The following is a 21,495-nucleotide window of genomic DNA, read 5'->3' as shown; positions in this document are numbered from 1 at the left end:
TTATCGGCTTACAGCCGGTGTACAAGCCACCCGTTTTCACGGGTGGTTATGACTTAAGATAATCAGCTGTTTCGAATAATAGTTATTTTTCTGATGAAATAAGCGTAGCAACAAAATATGATACTTGCCAATAGACTAATCAATAAACCTGTCTTAAGACCATAGGGAATGAAGGTTAGAACAACTTTACCTTTCCCACTAGGGACATCAACTTTCATGAACCCCTTTTGGGCGCGTTGAATCTTAACTTTTTTATGATTTATGGTCGCTGTCCACCCCTTATCGTATGGAATGGTAAAGAATAGTGAGGCATTCATTTTACTACTATAATCAACGAACACTTTATTATTTGACGTCGTAACCTTACTATCACGGTCATTAATAGTATCCATAGCTATCTGATAGTTTTTAGTATCAAGGGCATAAAAACTAGGATTATCAAAGGATATTACTTTATTGCCAGGAAAACTAAGTTTGATGGTAACCATTGATTCTGTTTCAAAGTAGCCAAGATCGAAGAAATCAAAGGTATTGTCAGTAACTTGATTTCTTGTCACACCATTTACAGTAATTGACAGAGAGTGGTTATTGTCATCGGACCAAGAAATATTAGGAACACTAACATAGAGTTGACTATGTGGTGGAGCGATGACTCGATAGGTTATTGTAACAAAATCTTTATTCGAGTTGCTAACGTTTTTAGCCACGCGCTGATTTAAAGATTTAGCATCTTGATCAAAAAGTTGAGATGGAGCTCGTTTAAAATAGGTTAAGTTGAGTCCAGATAGAGCATTTAGCAAGCTAGTTTGATTGTCAAGCGTATTGACAGTGAAGTCAATATTGTTGTAAATGCCATCAGTTAAGATAGCAAGCTGGCTTGCATTATTATTTTGATAAAGCCCCATTGTTTTCTCAGAAGTTACGTGATTAAAACCATACTTATTAATGTCAAAGTTCGATAAATTATATTTTATTCCGAAGAGACTATCAGCTATAATGGTGTTATTTTGGTAACGTAGGTTTAAATTAGTCCCTTCAGATTTGAAGCCTAACCTATCAAGTGTTGAGCTTGAAGCAGTATTTCGAATGGATGAAAATTGAGAAATACCATTATAGTTAAACTTCATACTGTCGTTACCAGTTTGAGCTTCTAACCTTTCAGTACGGTAAAAAGTCTTATTCGCTTGCTTAGTATCTGAAACTAGTTTTGTAATGGCAGACATATTTCGTAGGTAGCCTTCACGAGTTGGGAATACCCACTCATTTCCCAGAGCTCCAACAACATAGTAAGTACTTAACGAAAGCTCAAAAATGCAGAATAAGAAGGTGAAACAGCGAAAAACACTCCCAGGAATCTGCTGTCTAAAATAGCTAATAAATAGAATGGCATAAGCTAGAAGAAATGCTAGGCTTAATAGCCAGGAGACTGATTCAATAAAGCTATAGTGAGATTGGAAAATCCAAGTTAGTAAGTAAGCGGTACTCAATACTAAGAAAGATAGGAGGAGACTTTTAAAAGAAAAGTTTTTTATTCGGTTGAGTGTTTCTCCTGCCAAAAGAACAATTAGGAGAGATAGTAGCCAAGAATAGCGATGGAGAAACATGTTGGGTGCGTGCATACCTTGCCAAAACAAATCGAGAGGCTGTAAGTAGAAACTAGCGATAAAGAAAGCTACTAATAAGAGGTAACCTAGACGTAATGATAGCTTGACTTCTCTACTAATAAAGAAAAGTAGAAAAAGAATCAAAGGTAAGATTCCCACATAGGTCATAGGGATTGATCCAAATTTAGTAGTATCGTAAACTCCAACGAGATTTTTCGCAAAGAAGTCAAAATAATAGGTGGACTCTGTCAACAAACTTGACGAACCTGTAAACTTTTCACCATGTGTGGTCAAGTCAAGTAGCGTTGGTAGCAGCATGACAGCACTACTTAAACCAGCTAGTATAGAGACAATTCCAAAGTCTATGAAATGAAGAATCTTACTCTTCCACCCCTTGATAGTTATCAATTGTACTATGGTGTAAAGGGTTAGGAAAATAGCCATCATATATCCAAAATAGTAGTTTTGGATAAAAAGGCAGGTTAGACTAAAAAAGTATAAGCCCCGTCTATTGAATCTTAGTAAGAGGTGTAAACCTAATATGATTAGAGGTGCTAGAATAAAGGCATCTAGCCAGGTATTAATTTCTAACTGACTGGTAGCAAAGCTCATCAAAGAAAATCCTGTAGAAAGACATAGAATGAAACTTCTTGACACTTTTGTAAAGAGCCGCTTAAAACTAAAAGCTCCTGATAACCCAATAAGCCCGAATTTAAGGAGTGTTATATAATAAAAAGCATCGGCCATTTGGTTGACAGTAAAGAAATAGTAAAGTGGAGACAAGAAGGAACCTAAGTAATAGCTTGTTAGAGCATAGAAATTAAGCCCTAGACCACTTGTAAAGGTGTAAAAAAGGTTCCCATCTCCATGAAGTATATTCCGAAGTCCAGTTGCAAAAATCACATACTGATGAAAACCATCACTTGTTAAAATAGTCCGCTCACTACCAGGATAGATTTTTTGGCTATACAGCACCCCTATCATGATTAGTACTGGCAAGAAAAAAGCAGCCAGATAAAATAATAAGGTTGTATGGTATTTTTTATTTGTCATAATGATACTAAGACAGGTTGGGATATCCCAACCTGCATCTTTTTATAGTTTAATCAGCCCACAGTGCTTTGACTTTAGCTTGCACTTCTTCATTTTCAAGGAACTCATCATAAGTTTCATCAATACGGTCAATTACCCCATTTTTAGAAACAACTACGATGTGGTTCGCTATTGTTTGAATAAATTCATGGTCATGACTGGCAAAGATAACAGATTCTTTGAAGTCACGGACGCCATCATTCAGACTTGAGATTGATTCCAAATCTAAGTGATTAGTAGGATCATCTAGAAGAAGGACGTTAGATTTCAAAAGCATGAGTTTAGAAAGCATGACACGTACCTTTTCTCCCCCTGAGAGAACACTGACAGATTTATTAACCTCATCTCCTGAGAAGAGCATACGCCCAAGGAATCCACGTAAGAAGGTATCATCATCTTCACCTTTTTCGGCAAATTGACGGAGCCATTCGAGAATTGATTCACCGGATGCAAAGTCTTTAGAATTGTCTTTTGGAAGGTAAGAGCGGCTAGTAGTAACACCCCATTTGATTGTACCTTCGTAGTCAATATCACCGGCAAGGGCACGAATCAATGCAGTTGTTTGAATATCGTTTTGACCGATGATGGCAGTCTTATCTCCTGGTCGCAAGATGAAACTAATGTTGTCAAGAATAGTCTCACCATCCATCTTAACAGTGAGATTTTCAACTGTTAGAAGGTCATTACCGATTTCACGCTCTGCTTTGAAATTGATGAATGGGTATTTACGACTTGATGGGACGATTTCTTCTAGCTCAATTTTATCAAGCATTTTCTTACGAGAAGTCGCTTGTTTAGATTTTGAAGCGTTGGCAGAGAAACGTGCAACGAATTCTTGAAGTTCCTTAATTTTTTCTTCTGCTTTGGCATTTCGGTCAGCCTGCAAGCGTGCAGCCAATTCTGAAGATTGTTTCCAGAAGTCATAGTTACCGACATAGAGTTTGATTTTACCAAAGTCAAGGTCGGCCATATGCGTACACACCTTATTCAAGAAGTGACGGTCATGGGATACGACAATGACCGTATTTTCAAAATCAATCAAGAAATCTTCAAGCCAAGAGATTGACTGGATATCAAGACCATTGGTAGGTTCGTCAAGAAGAAGTACATCAGGTTTACCAAAGAGTGCTTTTGCAAGGAGCACTTTCACCTTGTCACCATTAGCCAATTCACTCATGTTTTGATAGTGAAGGTCTTCTGAGATATTTAGATTCTGAAGCAATTGTGATGCTTCGCTTTCAGCTTCCCAACCACCTAATTCAGCAAAGAGTCCTTCTAGTTCAGCAGCACGGACACCATCTTCATCTGAAAAATCTTCTTTCATGTAGATAGCATCTTTTTCTTTCATGATATCGTAGAGGCGTTCATTACCCATAATAACAACATCGATAACGCGTTCTTCTTCATAGTCAAAGTGGTTCTGACGAAGGACAGAAAGACGTTCATCAGGACCAAGCGAGATATGTCCTGTTGTTGGTTCGATATCACCAGCTAAAATTTTCAAAAAAGTAGATTTACCAGCACCATTAGCACCGATAAGACCATAAGTATTACCTGGCGTGAAGGCAATGTTAACATCATCAAAAAGTTTACGATCGCTAAAACGAAGCGATACATCTGATACAGTAAGCATATAATATCCTTTATTCTTATTCTTAACTACTATTTTACGAGAAATTAGACTTTATTTCAATTGATTTTACAAGGGATTAATAAAGTCATTTGGAACTCTCTGGTAATCTTTTTGGAGGCTAAATCCCCGTCCCATAACTGTAGAAGCAGGGACAATGACGATAAAGGCAGTTTCATCTATTTTTTGGATTTCTTCTTGAACTTTTGGAACCTCGCGAGTTGACAAGGTAGTCATAATCATGTTTTGTGCATGTCCGGTATGTCCACCAAGAACTGGAATTTTTGTTGCTCCTCGATCAGCGACTCTAGTGATGTAGTTTAGGATTTGTTCACTATTTTGCGAAATGATTAGAAGATTTCGTGATGAATTGAGCCCGACCATCATTTTATCAATTGTAAGAGAAACAACTCCAAGTGAGAGAATGGAATACATAACAGTATCAGGAGGAAAGGCAATAGCACTGATTGCGACAATGATTCCATCAACAATAAGTAGTACCATTCCTAGTGGGAGTGGCGTATATTTGTTGAGAATTTGTGTGATAATTCCAGTTCCTCCAGTTGAGGAATTTCCATAAAAGACTATTCCTAGTCCTAACCCTAATACAATCCCACCAAAAATAGCAGCCAACAAAGGTTGTTTGGTGAGTGTAGGTAAGCCCTCAGTTAATTTAATAAAAGTTGGGAAGACAAGAGACCCATAAAAGGTTTTTAGGAGAACTTCGCGACCAAGAAAGCACCAACATAAAATCAACAAAGGGATGGTGGTTGCTAAGACAAAGTTAGCATTATTCCAACCCAAAAGGGCGTTTAAACTAATGGCTAGCCCTCCGACACCACCTGAAGCAATATTATTCTTAACTAAAAGTGAGTTATAGCCAACCGCAGCAATAAAAGAACCGAGTGTAACTAAAAGTATGTCTATTATTCGACGTTTCATATATTATATTATCTCCTAGAAATGATATTCTTATTATCAAGTCTTTTTAAGTTTCCGTCAAGTAATGACTATTTTGGTTGTATCTGAGGTTGTGTTTCACGTGAAACTATAAACATAATCTTGACAAAAATAGATAAAACAATGTAGAATAATAGTCATCAGAAGAGTAATTCTATCCTTTTTTATAGAGAGCTGGTGGTTGCTGAAAACCAGTATAAAGGTGGAATGAATGGGCTGAAGAGAATTGACAATTAACGTGAACACATAAACGTTAGGTTTGGCACCCCTTACCGTGCAACTTCTTTGTTGAGAAGGTTTGAGATGATAGCTGCAGAAAGAGTTATCAACTGAGGTGGTACCGCGTATCAAAAGTGATTAACGCCCTCACGCATATTTTTGCGTGGGGATTTTTTTTGTATTAGAGAGGTAATTATATGACGAAACCTATTATTTTGACGGGAGACCGTCCAACAGGGAAACTTCATCTAGGACACTATGTTGGTAGTTTAAAAAATCGTGTCCTTTTACAAAACGAAGATAAATATAATATGTTTGTCTTTTTGGCTGATCAGCAAGCTCTTACGGATCACGCAAAAGAGTCAGAAATCATCAAAGAATCAATTGGGAATGTCGCTTTAGATTATCTCTCTGTAGGTTTGGATCCAGCGAAGTCAACTATTTTCATTCAAAGTCAGATTCCTGAGTTGGCTGAGTTGACTATGTATTACATGAACCTAGTTTCATTGGCACGTTTAGAACGTAATCCAACGGTTAAGACGGAAATTGCTCAAAAAGGCTTTGGAGAATCGATTCCAACAGGCTTTCTAGTTTATCCAATCTCTCAGGCAGCTGATATCACGGCCTTTAAAGCAAATTATGTTCCTGTAGGTAATGACCAAAAGCCAATGATTGAGCAGACACGTGAAATTGCACGTAGCTTCAATCATACTTATAATTGTGATATTTTGGTTGAACCAGAGGGAATCTACCCTGAAAATGAAGCTGCAGGACGACTTCCAGGTCTAGATGGTAATGCTAAGATGTCTAAATCCTTGGGTAATGGTATCTTCCTTTCAGATGATGAAGACACTGTTCGTAAAAAAGTCATGAGCATGTATACGGATCCAAATCATATTCGTGTGGAAGATCCAGGCCAAATTGAAGGTAACATGGTTTTCCATTATCTTGATATCTTTGGTCGCGAAGAGGATGCTACTACAATTGCTGAAATGAAAGAACATTATCAACGAGGTGGTTTAGGAGATGTAAAGACAAAACGTTATCTTCTAGAAATCTTAGAACGTGAGTTAGCTCCAATTCGTGAACGTCGTTTAGAATATGCCAAGGATATGGGAGAAGTTTTCCGTATGCTTGAAAAAGGTAGTCAAGCAGCGCGTGAAGTTGCTGGACAAACATTGGCAGAAGTAAAAGAAGCAATGGGAATTAATTATTTCTAAGAAATAAAAGTAGGGACTCAAGATAATCTGGAGCCCTATTTTTATTTGGAAAAAGGTTTTCTTAGAATCTTATGCGAAATCTGTTGACAAATCATTTTAGCATGATATGATATTATCAATTAAAAAATAGACTGGGGTTTTTGTACCTCAAAACTTTGAGAAAAGAGGACGATTATAATGTCAAATTGGGACACTAAATTCTTGAAAAAAGGTTACACTTTTGATGACGTATTGCTTATTCCTGCGGAAAGTCATGTTCTACCAAACAACGTCAACTTGAAGACGAAATTGGCTAAAAATTTGACATTAAATATCCCAATTATCACTGCAGCCATGGATACGGTCACAGATAGTAAGATGGCTATCTCAATTGCTCGTGCAGGTGGTTTGGGTGTCATTCACAAAAACATGTCTATTGCGGAACAAGCTGAAGAAGTTCGAAAAGTAAAGCGCTCTGAAAATGGTGTCATCATTGATCCATTCTTCCTAACGCCTGAAAATAAAGTTGCTGAGGCTGAAGAGTTGATGCAACGTTACCGTATTTCCGGGGTTCCAATTGTTGAGACACTTGAAAATCGTAAATTGGTTGGTATTATCACAAACCGTGATATGCGTTTTATTTCTAATTACGATACACCAATTTCAGAACATATGACTTCTGAGAAATTGGTCACTGCTCCAGTTGGAACAGATCTTGAGACAGCTGAAAGTATTCTTCATGAGCATCGTATTGAAAAGCTACCTCTAGTTGATGAAGAAGGTCGTTTGTCAGGACTCATTACTATTAAGGATATCGAAAAAGTTATCGAGTTCCCTAATGCAGCTAAGGATGAATTTGGTCGTCTTTTGGTAGCAGGTGCTGTAGGAGTTACCTCTGATACCTTTGAACGTGCAGAAGCTCTCTTTGAAGCAGGGGCAGATGCTATTGTTATTGATACTGCACATGGTCATTCAGCAGGAGTTCTTCGTAAAATTGCTGAAATTCGTGCCCACTTCCCAGACCGCACTTTGATTGCAGGAAATATTGCAACAGCTGAAGGTGCGCGTGCACTTTATGAAGCAGGTGTCGATGTTGTTAAAGTAGGTATCGGACCAGGTTCTATTTGTACAACACGTGTGGTTGCGGGTGTAGGTGTTCCTCAAGTCACTGCTATTTACGATGCTGCTAGTGTTGCGCGTGAATACGGAAAAACAATCATTGCTGATGGTGGTATCAAATACTCAGGTGATATTGTAAAAGCTCTTGCAGCAGGTGGTAATGCTGTAATGCTTGGTTCTATGTTTGCTGGTACTGATGAAGCACCAGGTGAAACTGAGATTTTCCAAGGTCGTAAATACAAATCTTACCGTGGTATGGGATCAATTGCAGCGATGAAGAAGGGATCAAGCGATCGTTACTTCCAAGGTGCAGTTAATGAAGCGAATAAACTTGTTCCAGAAGGAATTGAAGGCCGTGTAGCTTACAAAGGTTCTGCTGCTGATATCGTATTCCAATTGATTGGCGGTATCCGTGCAGGTATGGGTTATACAGGTGCAGAAGATATCCGAGCTTTACATGACAAAGCTCAATTTGTTGAAATGTCAGGTGCAGGACTTATTGAAAGTCATCCTCACGATGTTCAAATTACCAACGAGGCACCTAACTACTCAGCTCATTAATAAACCTAAAAGTACTTATCTCAGATAAGTACTTTTTGTTTACAGAGATATTTGCAATAAGTTTACAACATGTTTACGTGAGTATAGTTGTTGATAAAAGGTTCATGTGAAAATGATTTACAACTTATTGGGTGATGCTTGTCACATGTGTCAAGCAACAAAAAATAGAAAAACAAGTCGTTTAATCGACTTGTTTTTCATAAATATTACCGTTCTTAACTAAGAAGGTCTTTAAATCAGGTGGTAGGTTACTCAGATGATCAAGAGAAGTTGTCGTCATGAAGGTTTGAACCTCTTCGTCAATACTTTCTAACAGTTTAAGTTGACGGTGGTTGTCAAGCTCACTCATGACATCATCGAGGAGAAGAATAGGAAATTCACCTGTTACTTTTTTTATCAGAGCAATCTCAGCCATTTTTAAAGAAAGAATGAGGCTACGTTGCTGCCCCTGACTTCCGAAAGATGCGTTCATGTCATTAATGTAAAATGTCAAATCATCCCTATGTGGACCAACACCAGTGTTCTTTTTGAAGATATCTCTTTTGTGATTTTGCTTTAACGTGGTTAAAAAAGACTCGCGAATAACTTTGTTATTTTCCAGTGGGATATTAGATTCGTAGGAGATTTTAAGGCGCTCTATCTGATTTGAGAGGTTACTATGATGTCTATCTGCCTCCTCCTCTAATTGCTTGATAAATTCTAGTCTATGTTCGATAACTCGTGCTCCAAAATCGGAAAGCTGTTCATCTAACACTGAGAGGAAATTAATGTCTACATTGTCAGTAGATTTGAGATAGGCATTACGTTGTTTGAGTACATGATTATAACTTGATAAATCTGAGAGATAAACAGGCTTAATCTGTCCCAAATCAATATCTATAAATTTACGTCTCAGGCTTGGAGATCCTTTTATAAGTTGTAAATCCTCAGGAGCAAAGAGCACCACTGTCATGTGACCGATATAATCGGATAATTTAGCTTGTTTGAGGTGGTTAACCTTTGTTATGCGTCCTTTATTAGATAAACTGATTTCCAGAGGTATCTTTCCACTATGACGATGCACGATGCCGTTCAGTTTTAGAGTATTTTGCTGAAATTGAATCAGTTCTTTATCAGAGCGGGTCCGATGACTACGTGTCAATGCTAGAAAATAGATGGCCTCAAGAATATTTGTTTTTCCTTGAGCATTGCGACCAAGGAAAATATTGAGATGAGGTGAGAAGCTCACAGAGGCCTCAGTATAATTTCTAAAGTGTTGAATATCAATTTTTTCGAGCCACATAGTTAGGTTCCTGGGAAACGAACGGGTTTTAGTTTAGTTTTATTGCTTTCTTTTGACGGATGTGCCTTTTGTTTCTTTTTATTATCCTGATTCATTTTTTTAACAATGGCAGCAACACGTGCTTTTTCAGCGACTGCTTTTTGATGTTCTTCAATTTCATTTGTCGTAGGAGCTACAATCATTATTTCAAGTTCCTCAGACGGAATGGTAATAACATCTCCATAACGAAGTTTTTTTCCACGACGTTTTTCATCCTTACCGTTGAATAAAACGGTATTATTAGCCAAGAAACTTTTAATAGCTCCGCCACTATGAATGATACTTAATTCTTTTAAAAGTGCCTGTAGTGTGATGTATTCATCAAATAATTTATATTCCATAGTACCTCAACTTTCTCTTGAGATAAGATAGCATAAAAATGGTATAATTGGAAGCATAAACTTTTTAGAGGTTATCAATGAAAATTGCTGATGGTGTCTATGTACACTTCATTCCAACACAAAAATATAAAACTAATCGTATTGTTTTTCGAATGACAGGTTCTTTGAATAAACAAACAATTGCTAAACGAGCCCTAGTTTCACAAATGTTGGCCACAGCCAATCAGACGTATCCCACAGTACAGTCTTTTAAAGAGAGACTAGCTTTTCTTTATGGAACACAGTTGTCAACTAGAGTGTCAACTAAAGGATTGACACATAGTGTTGACATTGAGTTGACATATCTGAAAGATGCCTTTATCCCTACGAATGATGGATTATTTGGGGAAGTGCTAGGATTTTTGAAAGAGTGCCTTTACAAGCCACTGGCAAGAGTAGCTCAATACCAAAATAAAGTATTTGACATAGAAAAACAAAATTTAATGACCTACCTGGATGTTGACACAGAGAATAATTATTATTACAGTGAAGTTAAAGGAAGAGAGCTTTATTTTGTAAACGAGGGCTTGAAAGTTCCAAAATATGGTCAAGCAGAACTTGTTGAAGCAGAGACCTCGTTTACAGCTTATCAAGAATTTCAAAGTATGTTGACAAGAGATCGTATTGATATCTTTATGGTTGGAGAATTTAATGATTATCAAGTACTCCAAGCGTTACATCGTTTTCCTTTGGAAGGACGTCAAGTTGATTTACAGTTTAGCTATAGTCAACCTTATGTCAATGTTGTGAAAGAAAAGATAGAACCTAGACAGAGTAGTCAATCTATTTTACAGCTAGGGTACCAATTTCCGTGTCAATATGGAGATAAAGATTACTTTGCTTTAATTGTATTCAATGCCATGTTCGGTGAATTTGCCCATTCAGCTTTATTTACAACACTTCGAGAAAAGGAAGGATTGGCTTATTCAATTAGTAGTCAATTTGATATCTTTACAGGTTTACTGGAAGTTTACGCTGGAATTGAAAAATCAAATAGAAATCAGGCTATGCGAGGAATTAGTAGAGAATTGAATTACATTAAATTAGGACGTTTTTCAAGTTCTCTCCCGAATCAAACCAAAAAAATCATACGAATGAATGCCCTACTCTCTGAAGATCATGCCTTAACATTAGTGGAACAACGTTTTAATAAGGTGATTTTTGGCGATAAAAGTCTCTCATTGGAGAATTGGTTAGATGAGATTGAGAAGGTTACTAAAAAAGATGTTTGCCGTGTAGCACGTCAAGTTAAGCTACAGAGTTTGTTCTTTTTAGAAGGAGTGTCTTAGAATGGCTGCTTTGAAGAAACGTTATTATCAAAAAATTGATGAAGAAGTTTATTCAGCAATTTTAGATAATGGTATGTCTTTATCTATCATTAAGAAAAAAGGATTTGTAGAAAAAGCCGCCTTTTTGTCAACAAACTTTGGGGCGCTAGATAATCACTTTTATATTGATGGTGAGTCACAATCTTACCCTGATGGTATTGCTCATTTTCTTGAACACAAGCTATTTGAGGATGAGCAGGGAAGGGATGTGACATTGGATTTTGTCAAGCTTGGAGCTGATGTCAATGCTTTTACAACCTTGGAGAAGACAACATATTATTTTTCTACCCTAGATAACTTTGAGGAGTCTTTAGAGCTTTTATTAAACTTTACATCGAGTTTTACAAGTTCTGAAGATGCTGTCAACCATGAAAAAAGAATTATTGAACAAGAAATAAATATGTATCAGGATGATCCTGACTACAGAGTTTATCTAGGGTGTTTACAAAGTTTGTATCCCAATACTATATTAGGTCAAGACATTGCTGGAAGTGTTGATAGCATTGAAGAAATTACTGTAAAGGACTTGAAAGATAATTTTGATTGCTTTTACAGACCAGTAAACTGTCATCTCGTCTTAGTGGGCGATTTTGATGTTGAAAATATTTACAACTTTGTAAAGGGACAGCAAAGTAAGTTTACAACATCTCATAAAACAGTCGAAAAAGAAAAGAACCCCATTGAGGCGGATATCCAAAGGTTAGATAGTCTTCAAATGGATATCTCGATTTCAAAACTAGCCATTGGTTTTAAAAATGTCCATTTTTCCGATAATTGTATGAGAGAGAGCATATTGGTACAATTGTTATTTAATTTATTGTTTGGCTGGACATCTCCTTATTACCAAAAATGGTATGCTGAAGGAAAAATAGATGAGTCTGTGTCAATTGAATATGAGGTATCTAGTAGATATTCATTTGTCATTATGACTATGGACACTGCAGAGCCTATCCGTATGTCAAGTTTAATTCGTCAAGTGATGACATCGGCAGATAAAAAGCGATTGTTGACGGAAGAAGCATTGGATTTACAAAAGAAAGCTTTGTATGGTGAATTTTTACGTAGTTTAGATAATATCCAGAATTTAGGAAGCCAATATTTAGCTTATTTTGAGAATGATAAAACATACTTTGATTTTGGTCAGGAACTGATGGGCATTACTTCCAAGGAGTTGAAGGATTTTTTGAATCACTATCTCTCAAATGTGGAGATTACCGATTTTGTTGTCTTCCCTAAATAAGTGATTATTTGCTATAATAGAGACACGAAAATAAAGAAGAATATTAGAAAGGGGAAAAATGAAGTTACACTCTCTAGGTGAGCAACTACGTGCAGCGCGTATAAAGAAAGAGTTAAGTTTATATGATGTAGAAAAAATTTCTGGAGTCGAAGCTCAGTTTCTTCTGGCTATGGAAATGGATCAACTTAAAGCTTTGCCAGAGAACATTCAGCAAGAGGCGTTTGAAAAGTATGCCACTTCGGTTGGTTTAGATGGAAAACGTCTATTTGAGGAGCAGAGACAGAATGAGCAAAAACTAAAAAAAGAGAAGAAACCAGTTGAACGTAAGAAAGATACCTTAGCTGTTAAAGCTCCCATGTCACGCTTTTTAAAGCATAAACGTGAAGAAAAAAGAAAGTCTAACTATCTACCTTTACTAATTCTAAGTGCGGTTTCATTACTTATCATCTGTTCAGTTGGATATATTATTATTAGACACCTCTCTAATCAACCTCGGGTGATTAAACTCAATATGATCTCTACAGTTAATCACTTATCAATTGTAGGTGGAGCTAAGTCGTCTCGAAGCATTTCTGAGGTTACAGTATCGGGGGCCAATGTTACAACGACAACTTAAGGAAATCAATTAATGGTTGATTTCTCCAATGTAAAATCTTCAGTAGTTTTAGAAGTCGAGTTGTCAGAAAATAGTAACGATACATGGTTTTCTGTAGGCACCTCAGATACTTCAGAGAGTTATTATCTTTCAAAAAAGAATAAATCAAAATACTCTCTGGATTTTTCTGATAAAATCAAAACAACTCAAATTATTATCGCTAAATCTTTAAAAGTTAATCTAAAGGTAAATGGGGAGTCACTTGATTTATTTCAACTAGATCAAAATACACCTAGCTACCTAACATTAAGAATCCAATAGAATCGAGAAGAAATGTTTAAAAAAGAAAATTTACCTAACTTATTAACACTTGCTAGAATTGTCTTAATTCCCATCTTTTTATTGATGACATCACTTGCGTCGAGCAATGTGATGCATATTGCTGCAGCAGTTGTCTTTGCTATTGCCAGTATTACAGATTATTTAGATGGCTATTTGGCACGAAAATGGCATGTTGTTACTAATTTCGGGAAATTTGCAGATCCTTTAGCGGATAAGATGCTAGTGATGTCAGCGTTTATTATGTTAGTCGGTATTGATCAAGCGCCAGCCTGGGTGGTTTCAGTTATTATCTGTCGTGAGCTTGCAGTCACAGGACTTCGTCTTTTATTAGTGGAGAACGGTGGTACAGTTCTCGCTGCAGCTATGCCTGGTAAGATTAAGACAGTGACTCAGATGTTATCTATCATTTTATTATTGTGTCACGTACATTTTGTAGGGATAATCATGCTGTATGTAGCTTTATTCTTTACGATTTACTCAGGCTATGATTATTTCAAAGGTGCAGGTTTCTTATTTAAGGATACTTTCAAGTAGTACGATAAACCAATGATTGAAATAAAAAATTTAAAATTTAAATATAATCAAGATCAGACCTCCTATACCTTGAATGATGTATCGTTTCACGTGAAACGTGGGGAATGGTTATCCATTGTAGGCCATAACGGATCTGGAAAATCCACGACAGCACGTCTTATTGATGGACTATTAGTGGCAGAGTCTGGGCAGATTATCGTTGATGGTCAAGAATTAACAGAAGAGAACGTCTGGGCTATCCGTGATAAGATTGGTATGGTCTTTCAAAATCCAGACAATCAATTTGTTGGGGCAACTGTTGAAGATGATGTTGCTTTTGGACTTGAAAATAAGGGTGTCCCTTATGAAGAAATGGCTTTAAGAATTCAAGAGGCTCTGGAATTTGTAGGAATGTCAGAATTTAAGGATAGAGAGCCAGCTAGATTATCTGGAGGCCAAAAACAACGTGTGGCTATCGCGGGTATTGTAGCTATGAGACCATCTATTTTGATTTTGGATGAGGCAACTAGCATGCTTGATCCAGAAGGTCGCCAGGAATTGATTCAATCTATTAAAGCTATTCGTAAAGAATACGGAATGACTGTTTTATCAATTACTCATGATCTCGATGAGGTAGCTTTGAGTGACCGTGTTTTGGTTTTGAAAAAAGGTAAAGTGGAGTCTGTTTCAAGTCCTCGTGAACTATTTAGTAGAGGCTCAGAGTTAGTTGACTTAGGTTTGGATATCCCTTTTAGTGCATTATTAACTAAAAAGCTAAGAAATAAAGGTCTGATAGATTGTGAAGACTATCTGACAGAAAAGGAATTGGTAGAACAATTATGGGAATCTCTCTCGAAAATGTAAGTTATATCTATCAAGCGGGTACTCCTTTTGAGGGGCGTGCCCTTTTTGATATGACAACGACGATAAAAGATGGTTCATATACAGCCTTTATTGGACATACAGGAAGTGGTAAATCTACTATTATGCAGCTCTTGAATGGCCTTTACTTACCCACTAGTGGTCAGGTTCACGTTGATGATACGATCATAACCAGTCAATCAAAGGATAAGGACATAAAACCAATTCGCAAGAAGGTAGGTTTAGTTTTTCAATTTCCAGAAAGTCAGTTATTTGCAGAAACTATTTTAGAAGATGTTGCCTTTGGACCTCAAAATTTCGGAGTTTCTAAGGAAGAAGCAGAACAACGTGCTATTGAAAGTCTAAAATTAGTTGGACTTCCGGAAGAGTTTCATGGACAGAATCCTTTTGATTTATCAGGGGGACAAATGCGACGTGTTGCCATCGCAGGGATTCTAGCTATGCAACCAGATATTCTAGTGCTGGATGAACCGACTGCCGGTCTAGATCCACAGGGCCGGAAGGAATTGATGTCTCTTTTTAAGGAGTTACATCTTTCTGGAATGACGATTGTTTTAGTTACTCACTTGATGGATGATGTTGCCGATTATGCGACAGCTGTGAATGTTATGGAAAAAGGGCAACTAGTGTTGTCGGGAGCTCCTAAAGATGTTTTTCAAAAAGTTACTTTTCTCAAAGAAAAGCAGTTAGGTGTTCCTAAAATCACAGAGTTTGCGCTAGAACTACAAGAAAAAGGTTATAGATTTGAAAGTCTTCCTATTACAATAGAGGAATTCGTAGAGGTGTTGGTTCATGGATAAGTTAATTATTGGACGTTATATTGTTGGTGATTCTTTTATACACCGATTAGATCCTAGAAGTAAATTATTAGCCATGCTGATTTATATTGTCATCATTTTTTGGGCTAATAATCCTCTAACTTATGCTGTGATAACTCTATTTACACTTTTCTTGGTTTTCTTGTCTAAAATTAAGCTTGGTTTCTTTTTAGGTGGTATTAAACCGATGATTTGGATTATATTATTCTCTACCCTGTTCCAAGTTTTCTTCAATACAAGAGGGAATGTGCTTTGGTCCATCGGCTTTTTTAAGATTACGGAAGTTGGTTTAAATCAAGGTTGGATGATATTTCTCAGGTTTATACTCATTATTAGTTTTTCCACCTTACTTACCCTAACAACCACGCCGTTAAGTTTATCTGATGCAGTAGAGTCACTTTTAAAACCGCTGACTATTTTTAAAGTACCGGCACATGAAATTGGTCTAATGTTATCTTTGAGTTTACGTTTTGTACCAACCTTGATGGACGATACAACGCGTATTATGAATGCTCAGAAGGCTCGTGGTGTTGATTTTGGTGAAGGAAATATTATTCAAAAGGTTCGGTCAATTATACCAATCTTAATTCCTTTATTTGCATCCAGCTTTAAACGAGCAGATGCTCTGGCTATAGCTATGGAAGCCAGAGGTTATCAAGGTGGTGAAGGGCGAACAAAATATCGTCGACTTTTATGGAACGGTCGAGATACCTTGTCAATTGCTGCTATTGTAACTTTAGGGTTAATACTTTTTTATCTTAAGAGTTAATTCGTAAAAATGAATAAAAACTAGGTCTTAAGACCTAGAAGTATTTGAAGAACGTCTACGTAGGCGTTCTTTTTCGTCTAATCCCAAACTACCTGTAATATTTTTAATATTCCTAACAAGAGGATGTTATATTTGCACGGTATTATAGATACATGGTTATAGTTCTTCAGCTTAATCTGGATTAAAAAATCCCTATAGAGAATAAGCAAGGTAATTAACCTATTGGTCATAACTAAAATAATTTAATAACTTTGACTAGTATAGATTGGACTATAAATATATAGAGGAGCATCATCATGCAAACAAAGAATACATCTAACACTAAAAAATTAGGTCTTTTTGGACTTGTTACAGTGGCAACACTTGGAGCAACAGCGTTAGCTAATGCAGAAACTTACACAGTTCAAAAAGGAGATACCCTTTCAGCTATTGCTAAGAAGAATGGTACGACAGTGGACGAAATCGTCTCAAAAAATGGCATTCAAGATGCTAATAAGATTTCTATTGGTCAAAACTTAACGATTAATGAAACCACTGAAGAGCCAGCAGAACCTTCAGCTACAACAGAAGTAGCTGTTGAGTCAACACAATCAACAGAGTCTACACAAAGTGAAGATACTCAAGCAACCAATACAAATCTTTCTTCTTCAGAGGCAGCTGCTAAAGAAGAAATCGCACAACGTGAGTCAAGCGGTAGCTATACAGCTCAAAATGGGCAATATTATGGACGTTACCAATTAGCATCATCATATTTGAACGGAGACTTGTCTCCTGAAAATCAAGAAAAGGTAGCAGATAATTATGTAGCAAGCCGTTATGGTTCATGGACAGCAGCTCTTGCTTTCTGGAATGCTCATGGTTGGTACTAAATCATTATTACTGACTTATGAGGAAAACTTGTAAAACATCATACAAATAAGGAAAAAATGCCAGATTTTTGGCGTTTTTTTATTAAAATGATAAATCATTGTAACATTAGACATAATACAAATAATCGGCAGTAATATTACTAAGTTATGATGAATGTAACTAGAATTAACTAGGAGGGATTTATGTTTAAAAAAAGTTATAAGGGACGCCGTATCAAATTAGCAGTAAAAAAATCATTGGCGGTACCAGTAGTAATTGTAACGAGTTTTATTGTCATTCTGGCAGTATCACTCTCTACGATAGTTAATAAAGGGTTGGTTAACGCATTCTCAGATTCAGTTACACCAACTCCTTCAACAACATCAACAACAGCAGATTTAGTGAAATCAACAGAAGTTAGCTCAAGCAAAGAGAATAAAGAAAAGATTGGAGAAAGTAAACGTCAATCAGAGACAACGACCGAAATAGTAGGAGCAGCAGAACAACCTCAATCAGAGTCTGCTACAACAGCAAGCATTGACGCTACGTTTACTCAAAATAATGGAGCAGTCTTTTCGGTTGCTGCTTCGACTGCTGGCAATGGCTCAGTTATTCTCTCAAATGGCAACACTGCAGGAGAAATCGGTTCTTATGCAGCAGCACAGATGGCAGCAGCAACTGGAGTTCCACAGTCAACTTGGGAGTCGATTATTGCGCGTGAATCCAATGGTGATCATACTGTAGCGAACAGTTCAGGAGCATCAGGTCTTTTTCAAACAATGCCAGGATGGGGCTCAACTGCAACAGTTGAAGATCAAATTCAATCAGCCTTGAATGCCTATAACACACAAGGGTTGTCAGCTTGGAATTACTAAGATTTATAGAAGTTGGGAGATATCTCTCAACTTTTTATTTCGGGAATTAGTAATCGTTTTTATGAAGCTTTTTGTTATTGCTAGGTAGGGTCAGACCTTTTTGATATAATAGGGAATGGAAGGTTTAGCAATGAAACAATTTTTTAAATCAAAAGAAAAGTTATGGGTTTCCCTTATTATTATAGCTTTTGCTGTGTTATTGGTTACGCCACAATTATTTACAAGAAAAGTTATTTTAGGTTCAGATTCCATTTTTCATTATAACAGGTTTTATGAAGCCACTATGCAATTAAAGAATGGTAACTTTTCTTACTTTTTGTCTTTGTACGGCTTCCAACAGTCAGGCCGCATTGTCAATGCTCTTTACGGTCCTTTTTTTGCTTATTTACAAGGATGACTTATTTTAATAAGTGGCACTTGGTTTCGTTATCAGATTGTGTCAAGGATACTACTACATATATTAGCTGAATCCTCAATGTACGCTTTGCTCAAGCAGTGTAAAGTTAAGACTACCATTTCCTTGTCATTAGGTTTACTCTATGCTACAACATTTTCTATCCAGTACTGGACGATGCGTCAGGGCTTCTCTAGTTGGGGAGCAGCTTTACTACCTTTTTGTTTTATCCCAGCAATTCACTACATTTTTTATCAAAAAGTAGAACCAATTAGACTTGCCTTATCCATGGCGTTGATTTTTCAAGTTCATGTACTTAGCGCTTTAATGCTGGTGATGATGTATATTCCTTTTTACCTTTACACCTTTGTAAAGGTATCTGTCGCTAAAAAGAAGGAAACCTTCGTGCAAGTCGTTGTAGCAGTCATTCTTTTCCTTTTACTGACTGTCAATGTCTGGCTAGTACTCCTATATTTGAGAGGTACGAATCATCTTTTAGATCCATTTATAAATAGGGAAATAGGTAAGAATGGAATTGATGGAACAGCAAGATACTGGCTATATACCCCAATTTCCCTAATGGTGTTACTCGTTTTACAGTTTGTTTACGCTATTTTGAATTGGAGGAAATTGGCCAAATGGAAAAAAATATTGCATTTTATCTATTTTGTCTTCTTTTTCTTATCAACAGGTCTTTTTCCGTGGCAGTATCTAGTAGAAAATGGAAATACCTTTGCTGAATTAATTCAATTTCCATTTCGATTCTTTATTCCTGCCACCATTTTACTTTTAGCAATTACGGGGTTAACTGTCACACGATTTGTTAACTGGCGAAAAAGTATTGCTGTGTTACTTTTCGCCTTTGCGGGCATTGGTCTTATTCAGAATATGATGGATACTACCGATCGTGTAAAAACTGCGGCACAGGATGGTGAACTTATTTCCATTGTTAAGCATACTTATGTTGAGGGTGATTACCAGACGATAAGTCTTATTATGGATGACAGTGATTTGTCACAGTTTTTAAATTTAGTTGTTAAACCGACACCAGATTATGTGCCAATTTATGGGACAATAGGTAAGCAGAATACTTACGATCTTTATTATAAAAATGTCGTTAAGAATCAGAGTGCAGAAAAGATGCTCGAAGATGGTTATCTTGTATTAACTTGGCAAGCTGCCGAAGGAGAGGAGTTAAACTTACCAATAGTCTCATCACAAAAAGGGCAGAATAAACTGGTGTTAAGTTATAAGGAGCCAGGATGGCTATTTGTATCGTTATTGATTCCAATAATAGTCTTAGGAGTAATAGGTTTACAGTGGCTTTACACGAAAACAAGTATCAAAAAGGTTGCCTAGTGGTAACCTTTTTGCATTATTCTTTAATCATGATATAATTAAGCTTGCGTGCTTTTACGCTTCAAAATCGACCTTCAAATCGATATTTGAATAACTAGACCCTTCAAGTCTATGTTAATTTTTATTTGATGGGAGGAGTTATCTATGAATGATAATTCAAAAATACGTGTTGTTGTCGGTATGAGTGGTGGCGTTGATTCATCAGTAACAGCCTTACTTTTAAAAGAGCAAGGTTATGATGTAATCGGTGTTTTCATGAAAAACTGGGATGACACAGATGAATTTGGTGTGTGTACTGCAACAGAAGATTATAAAGATGTAGCAGCAGTAGCTGATCAGATTGGTATCCCCTATTACTCTGTTAACTTTGAAAAAGAGTACTGGGATCGTGTATTTGAGTATTTCTTAGCAGAGTACCGTGCAGGCCGTACCCCTAATCCAGATGTTATGTGTAATAAGGAAATCAAGTTTAAGGCTTTCTTAGATTATGCGATGACATTGGGAGCGGATTATGTGGCTACAGGGCATTACGCTCAAGTTGTTCGCGATGAAGACGGCATTGTCCATATGTTGCGTGGTGCATATAACAATAAAGATCAAACCTACTTCCTTAGTCAGCTTTCGCAAGAGCAGTTGCAGAAAACGATGTTTCCATTAGGACATCTACAAAAGCCAGAAGTTCGTGAGATTGCTGAACGTGCAGGTCTTGCAACAGCCAAGAAAAAGGATTCGACAGGAATTTGTTTTATTGGTGAGAAAAACTTTAAAGAGTTTCTTAGCCAATACTTGCCAGCTCAAAAAGGTCGTATGATGACTGTCGATGGTCGTGACATGGGTGAACACAACGGACTCATGTATTACACCATTGGTCAACGTGGCGGTATGGGTATTGGTGGCCAAAAAGGTGGCGATAATGCTCCTTGGTTTGTTGTTGGAAAGGACCTTTCTAAAAATATTCTTTACGTGGGTCAAGGTTTCCACCATGAGTCCTTGATGTCAACTTCTCTTGACGCTTCAATGATTCACTTTACTCGAGATATGCCAGAAGAATTTGAAATGGAATGTACAGCAAAATTCCGTTATCGTCAACCTGATAGTAAAGTTACTGTAAAGGTTAAGGGTGATAAAGCAGAGGTTATTTTTGCTGAACCTCAGCGTGCGATTACACCTGGTCAAGCTGTTGTTTTCTACGATGGTCAGGAATGTTTGGGAGGCGGTATTATTGACCAAGCCTATAAAGATGGAAAAGTTTGTCAGTATATCTAACTGGAGTTAGGTAATAACGATGAGTTCCCAATTTTTTTATGCATTTATGGCATTTTTCGCTATAATGAACCCAATTTCAAATCTTTCTATAGTTTGCAGACTCTAATCAAATAGTGATTGGAATTGACAAAACGATTTGATTTGATAAAATAATTTTAACAATAGTCATGATGGTCAAAG

16 protein-coding genes, 2 pseudogenes and 1 other annotated feature are annotated in these 21,495 nt (G+C 36.8%); of the genes and pseudogenes, 13 read left to right on the top strand and 5 right to left on the bottom strand.

Features of this window, described 5'->3' with window-relative positions; genetic code table 11:
- Window positions 1-62: 62 nt before the first annotated feature.
- From RDY04_RS06130 to RDY04_RS06120, 3 genes are all read right to left on the bottom strand, one after another.
- A complete protein-coding gene (locus tag RDY04_RS06130) occupies window positions 63-2,657 on the bottom strand; it encodes a YfhO family protein (protein ID WP_303952489.1) in 2,595 nt (864 codons plus the stop codon).
- A 49-nt stretch (window positions 2,658-2,706) separates the two neighbouring features.
- The gene (locus tag RDY04_RS06125; protein WP_014632476.1) at window positions 2,707-4,329 is read right to left on the bottom strand and encodes an ABC-F family ATP-binding cassette domain-containing protein; all 1,623 of its coding nucleotides are present in this window, start codon (window positions 4,327-4,329) and stop codon (window positions 2,707-2,709) included.
- Between the two features lie 66 nt (window positions 4,330-4,395).
- On the bottom strand, window positions 4,396-5,268 hold the full coding sequence (locus tag RDY04_RS06120) for a YitT family protein (protein WP_303952486.1): 873 nt from the start codon (window positions 5,266-5,268) through the stop codon (window positions 4,396-4,398).
- Window positions 5,269-5,417: 149 nt separating this feature from the next.
- Window positions 5,418-5,657, top strand: a binding site (T-box leader).
- Window positions 5,658-5,702: 45 nt separating this feature from the next.
- On the opposite strand from RDY04_RS06120, the gene trpS reads away from it, so the two are divergent.
- Both trpS and guaB read left to right on the top strand, forming a co-directional pair.
- The gene (gene trpS / locus RDY04_RS06115) at window positions 5,703-6,725 is read left to right on the top strand and encodes a tryptophan--tRNA ligase (RefSeq protein ID WP_002883969.1); all 1,023 of its coding nucleotides are present in this window, start codon (window positions 5,703-5,705) and stop codon (window positions 6,723-6,725) included.
- Window positions 6,726-6,902: 177 nt separating this feature from the next.
- The gene (gene guaB, locus RDY04_RS06110; protein ID WP_303952483.1) at window positions 6,903-8,384 is read left to right on the top strand and encodes an IMP dehydrogenase; all 1,482 of its coding nucleotides are present in this window, start codon (window positions 6,903-6,905) and stop codon (window positions 8,382-8,384) included.
- A 181-nt stretch (window positions 8,385-8,565) separates the two neighbouring features.
- On the opposite strand, the gene recF is transcribed toward guaB, so the two are convergent.
- Together recF and yaaA are read right to left on the bottom strand one after the other, a co-directional pair.
- A complete protein-coding gene (recF, locus tag RDY04_RS06105) occupies window positions 8,566-9,666 on the bottom strand; it encodes a DNA replication/repair protein RecF (RefSeq protein ID WP_303952481.1) in 1,101 nt (366 codons plus the stop codon).
- Between the two features lie 2 nt (window positions 9,667-9,668).
- A complete protein-coding gene (gene yaaA, locus RDY04_RS06100) occupies window positions 9,669-10,046 on the bottom strand; it encodes a S4 domain-containing protein YaaA (RefSeq protein WP_303952479.1) in 378 nt (125 codons plus the stop codon).
- A 77-nt stretch (window positions 10,047-10,123) separates the two neighbouring features.
- Between yaaA and yfmF the strand changes: the two genes are divergently transcribed.
- From yfmF to mnmA, 11 genes and pseudogenes are all read left to right on the top strand, one after another.
- A complete protein-coding gene (yfmF, locus tag RDY04_RS06095) occupies window positions 10,124-11,374 on the top strand; it encodes an EF-P 5-aminopentanol modification-associated protein YfmF (protein ID WP_303952477.1) in 1,251 nt (416 codons plus the stop codon).
- A 1-nt stretch (window position 11,375) separates the two neighbouring features.
- Complete coding sequence (yfmH, locus tag RDY04_RS06090) at window positions 11,376-12,653, top strand: EF-P 5-aminopentanol modification-associated protein YfmH (RefSeq protein ID WP_303952475.1); 1,278 nt, start codon at window positions 11,376-11,378, stop codon at window positions 12,651-12,653.
- A gap of 58 nt (window positions 12,654-12,711) precedes the next feature.
- Window positions 12,712-13,569: pseudogene (locus tag RDY04_RS06085) on the top strand (helix-turn-helix domain-containing protein).
- 12 nt (window positions 13,570-13,581) lie between these two features.
- Complete coding sequence (gene pgsA, locus RDY04_RS06080) at window positions 13,582-14,124, top strand: CDP-diacylglycerol--glycerol-3-phosphate 3-phosphatidyltransferase (protein WP_303952469.1); 543 nt, start codon at window positions 13,582-13,584, stop codon at window positions 14,122-14,124.
- Window positions 14,125-14,136: 12 nt separating this feature from the next.
- Window positions 14,137-14,967, top strand: a complete 831-nt coding sequence (locus RDY04_RS06075) for an energy-coupling factor ABC transporter ATP-binding protein (RefSeq protein WP_064520051.1) — start codon at window positions 14,137-14,139, stop codon at window positions 14,965-14,967.
- Window positions 14,943-15,785, top strand: a complete 843-nt coding sequence (locus RDY04_RS06070; RefSeq protein WP_303952466.1) for an energy-coupling factor transporter ATPase — start codon at window positions 14,943-14,945, stop codon at window positions 15,783-15,785. Before RDY04_RS06075 ends, RDY04_RS06070 begins: the two co-directional genes overlap by 25 nt.
- Window positions 15,778-16,572 carry an energy-coupling factor transporter transmembrane protein EcfT gene (locus tag RDY04_RS06065; protein ID WP_295494593.1) on the top strand — a complete coding sequence of 265 codons (795 nt, stop codon included), beginning with the start codon at window positions 15,778-15,780 and terminating at the stop codon, window positions 16,570-16,572. The genes RDY04_RS06070 and RDY04_RS06065 overlap by 8 nt, the downstream gene beginning before the upstream one ends.
- Before the next feature lie 296 nt (window positions 16,573-16,868).
- Window positions 16,869-17,441 (top strand): LysM peptidoglycan-binding domain-containing protein, encoded by a 573-nt coding sequence (locus RDY04_RS06060; protein ID WP_295494589.1) that lies wholly within the window; start codon window positions 16,869-16,871, stop codon window positions 17,439-17,441.
- 183 nt (window positions 17,442-17,624) lie between these two features.
- The gene (locus RDY04_RS06055; protein WP_303952464.1) at window positions 17,625-18,296 is read left to right on the top strand and encodes a transglycosylase SLT domain-containing protein; all 672 of its coding nucleotides are present in this window, start codon (window positions 17,625-17,627) and stop codon (window positions 18,294-18,296) included.
- Between the two features lie 130 nt (window positions 18,297-18,426).
- A pseudogene (locus RDY04_RS06050) lies at window positions 18,427-20,049 on the top strand (hypothetical protein).
- Between the two features lie 144 nt (window positions 20,050-20,193).
- Window positions 20,194-21,315 (top strand): tRNA 2-thiouridine(34) synthase MnmA, encoded by a 1,122-nt coding sequence (gene mnmA, locus RDY04_RS06045; protein ID WP_303952459.1) that lies wholly within the window; start codon window positions 20,194-20,196, stop codon window positions 21,313-21,315.
- Window positions 21,316-21,495 lie beyond the last annotated feature (180 nt).

This window comes from uncultured Streptococcus sp., from assembly GCF_902463925.1.
Lineage (GTDB): Bacteria > Bacillota > Bacilli > Lactobacillales > Streptococcaceae > Streptococcus.
The sequence above is the reverse complement of the archived record's forward strand: the minus strand, read 5'-3'. Positions and strand labels throughout refer to the sequence as shown.

Excerpts from the sequence above, each read along its gene's own strand:
- RDY04_RS06060 (WP_295494589.1), top strand. The coding sequence starts at position 16,869 with ATGCAAACAAAGAATACATCTAACACTAAAAAATTAGGTCTTTTTGGA.
- mnmA (WP_303952459.1), top strand. The coding sequence starts at position 20,194 with ATGAATGATAATTCAAAAATACGTGTTGTTGTCGGTATGAGTGGTGGC.
- RDY04_RS06070 (WP_303952466.1), top strand. The coding sequence starts at position 14,943 with ATGGGAATCTCTCTCGAAAATGTAAGTTATATCTATCAAGCGGGTACT.
- guaB (WP_303952483.1), top strand. The coding sequence starts at position 6,903 with ATGTCAAATTGGGACACTAAATTCTTGAAAAAAGGTTACACTTTTGAT.
- RDY04_RS06120 (WP_303952486.1), bottom strand. The coding sequence starts at position 5,268 with ATGAAACGTCGAATAATAGACATACTTTTAGTTACACTCGGTTCTTTT.
- RDY04_RS06130 (WP_303952489.1), bottom strand. The coding sequence starts at position 2,657 with ATGACAAATAAAAAATACCATACAACCTTATTATTTTATCTGGCTGCT.
- pgsA (WP_303952469.1), top strand. The coding sequence starts at position 13,582 with ATGTTTAAAAAAGAAAATTTACCTAACTTATTAACACTTGCTAGAATT.
- yaaA (WP_303952479.1), bottom strand. The coding sequence starts at position 10,046 with ATGGAATATAAATTATTTGATGAATACATCACACTACAGGCACTTTTA.
- RDY04_RS06055 (WP_303952464.1), top strand. The coding sequence starts at position 17,625 with ATGTTTAAAAAAAGTTATAAGGGACGCCGTATCAAATTAGCAGTAAAA.
- RDY04_RS06075 (WP_064520051.1), top strand. The coding sequence starts at position 14,137 with ATGATTGAAATAAAAAATTTAAAATTTAAATATAATCAAGATCAGACC.
- recF (WP_303952481.1), bottom strand. The coding sequence starts at position 9,666 with ATGTGGCTCGAAAAAATTGATATTCAACACTTTAGAAATTATACTGAG.
- RDY04_RS06065 (WP_295494593.1), top strand. The coding sequence starts at position 15,778 with ATGGATAAGTTAATTATTGGACGTTATATTGTTGGTGATTCTTTTATA.
- RDY04_RS06125 (WP_014632476.1), bottom strand. The coding sequence starts at position 4,329 with ATGCTTACTGTATCAGATGTATCGCTTCGTTTTAGCGATCGTAAACTT.
- trpS (WP_002883969.1), top strand. The coding sequence starts at position 5,703 with ATGACGAAACCTATTATTTTGACGGGAGACCGTCCAACAGGGAAACTT.
- yfmH (WP_303952475.1), top strand. The coding sequence starts at position 11,376 with ATGGCTGCTTTGAAGAAACGTTATTATCAAAAAATTGATGAAGAAGTT.
- yfmF (WP_303952477.1), top strand. The coding sequence starts at position 10,124 with ATGAAAATTGCTGATGGTGTCTATGTACACTTCATTCCAACACAAAAA.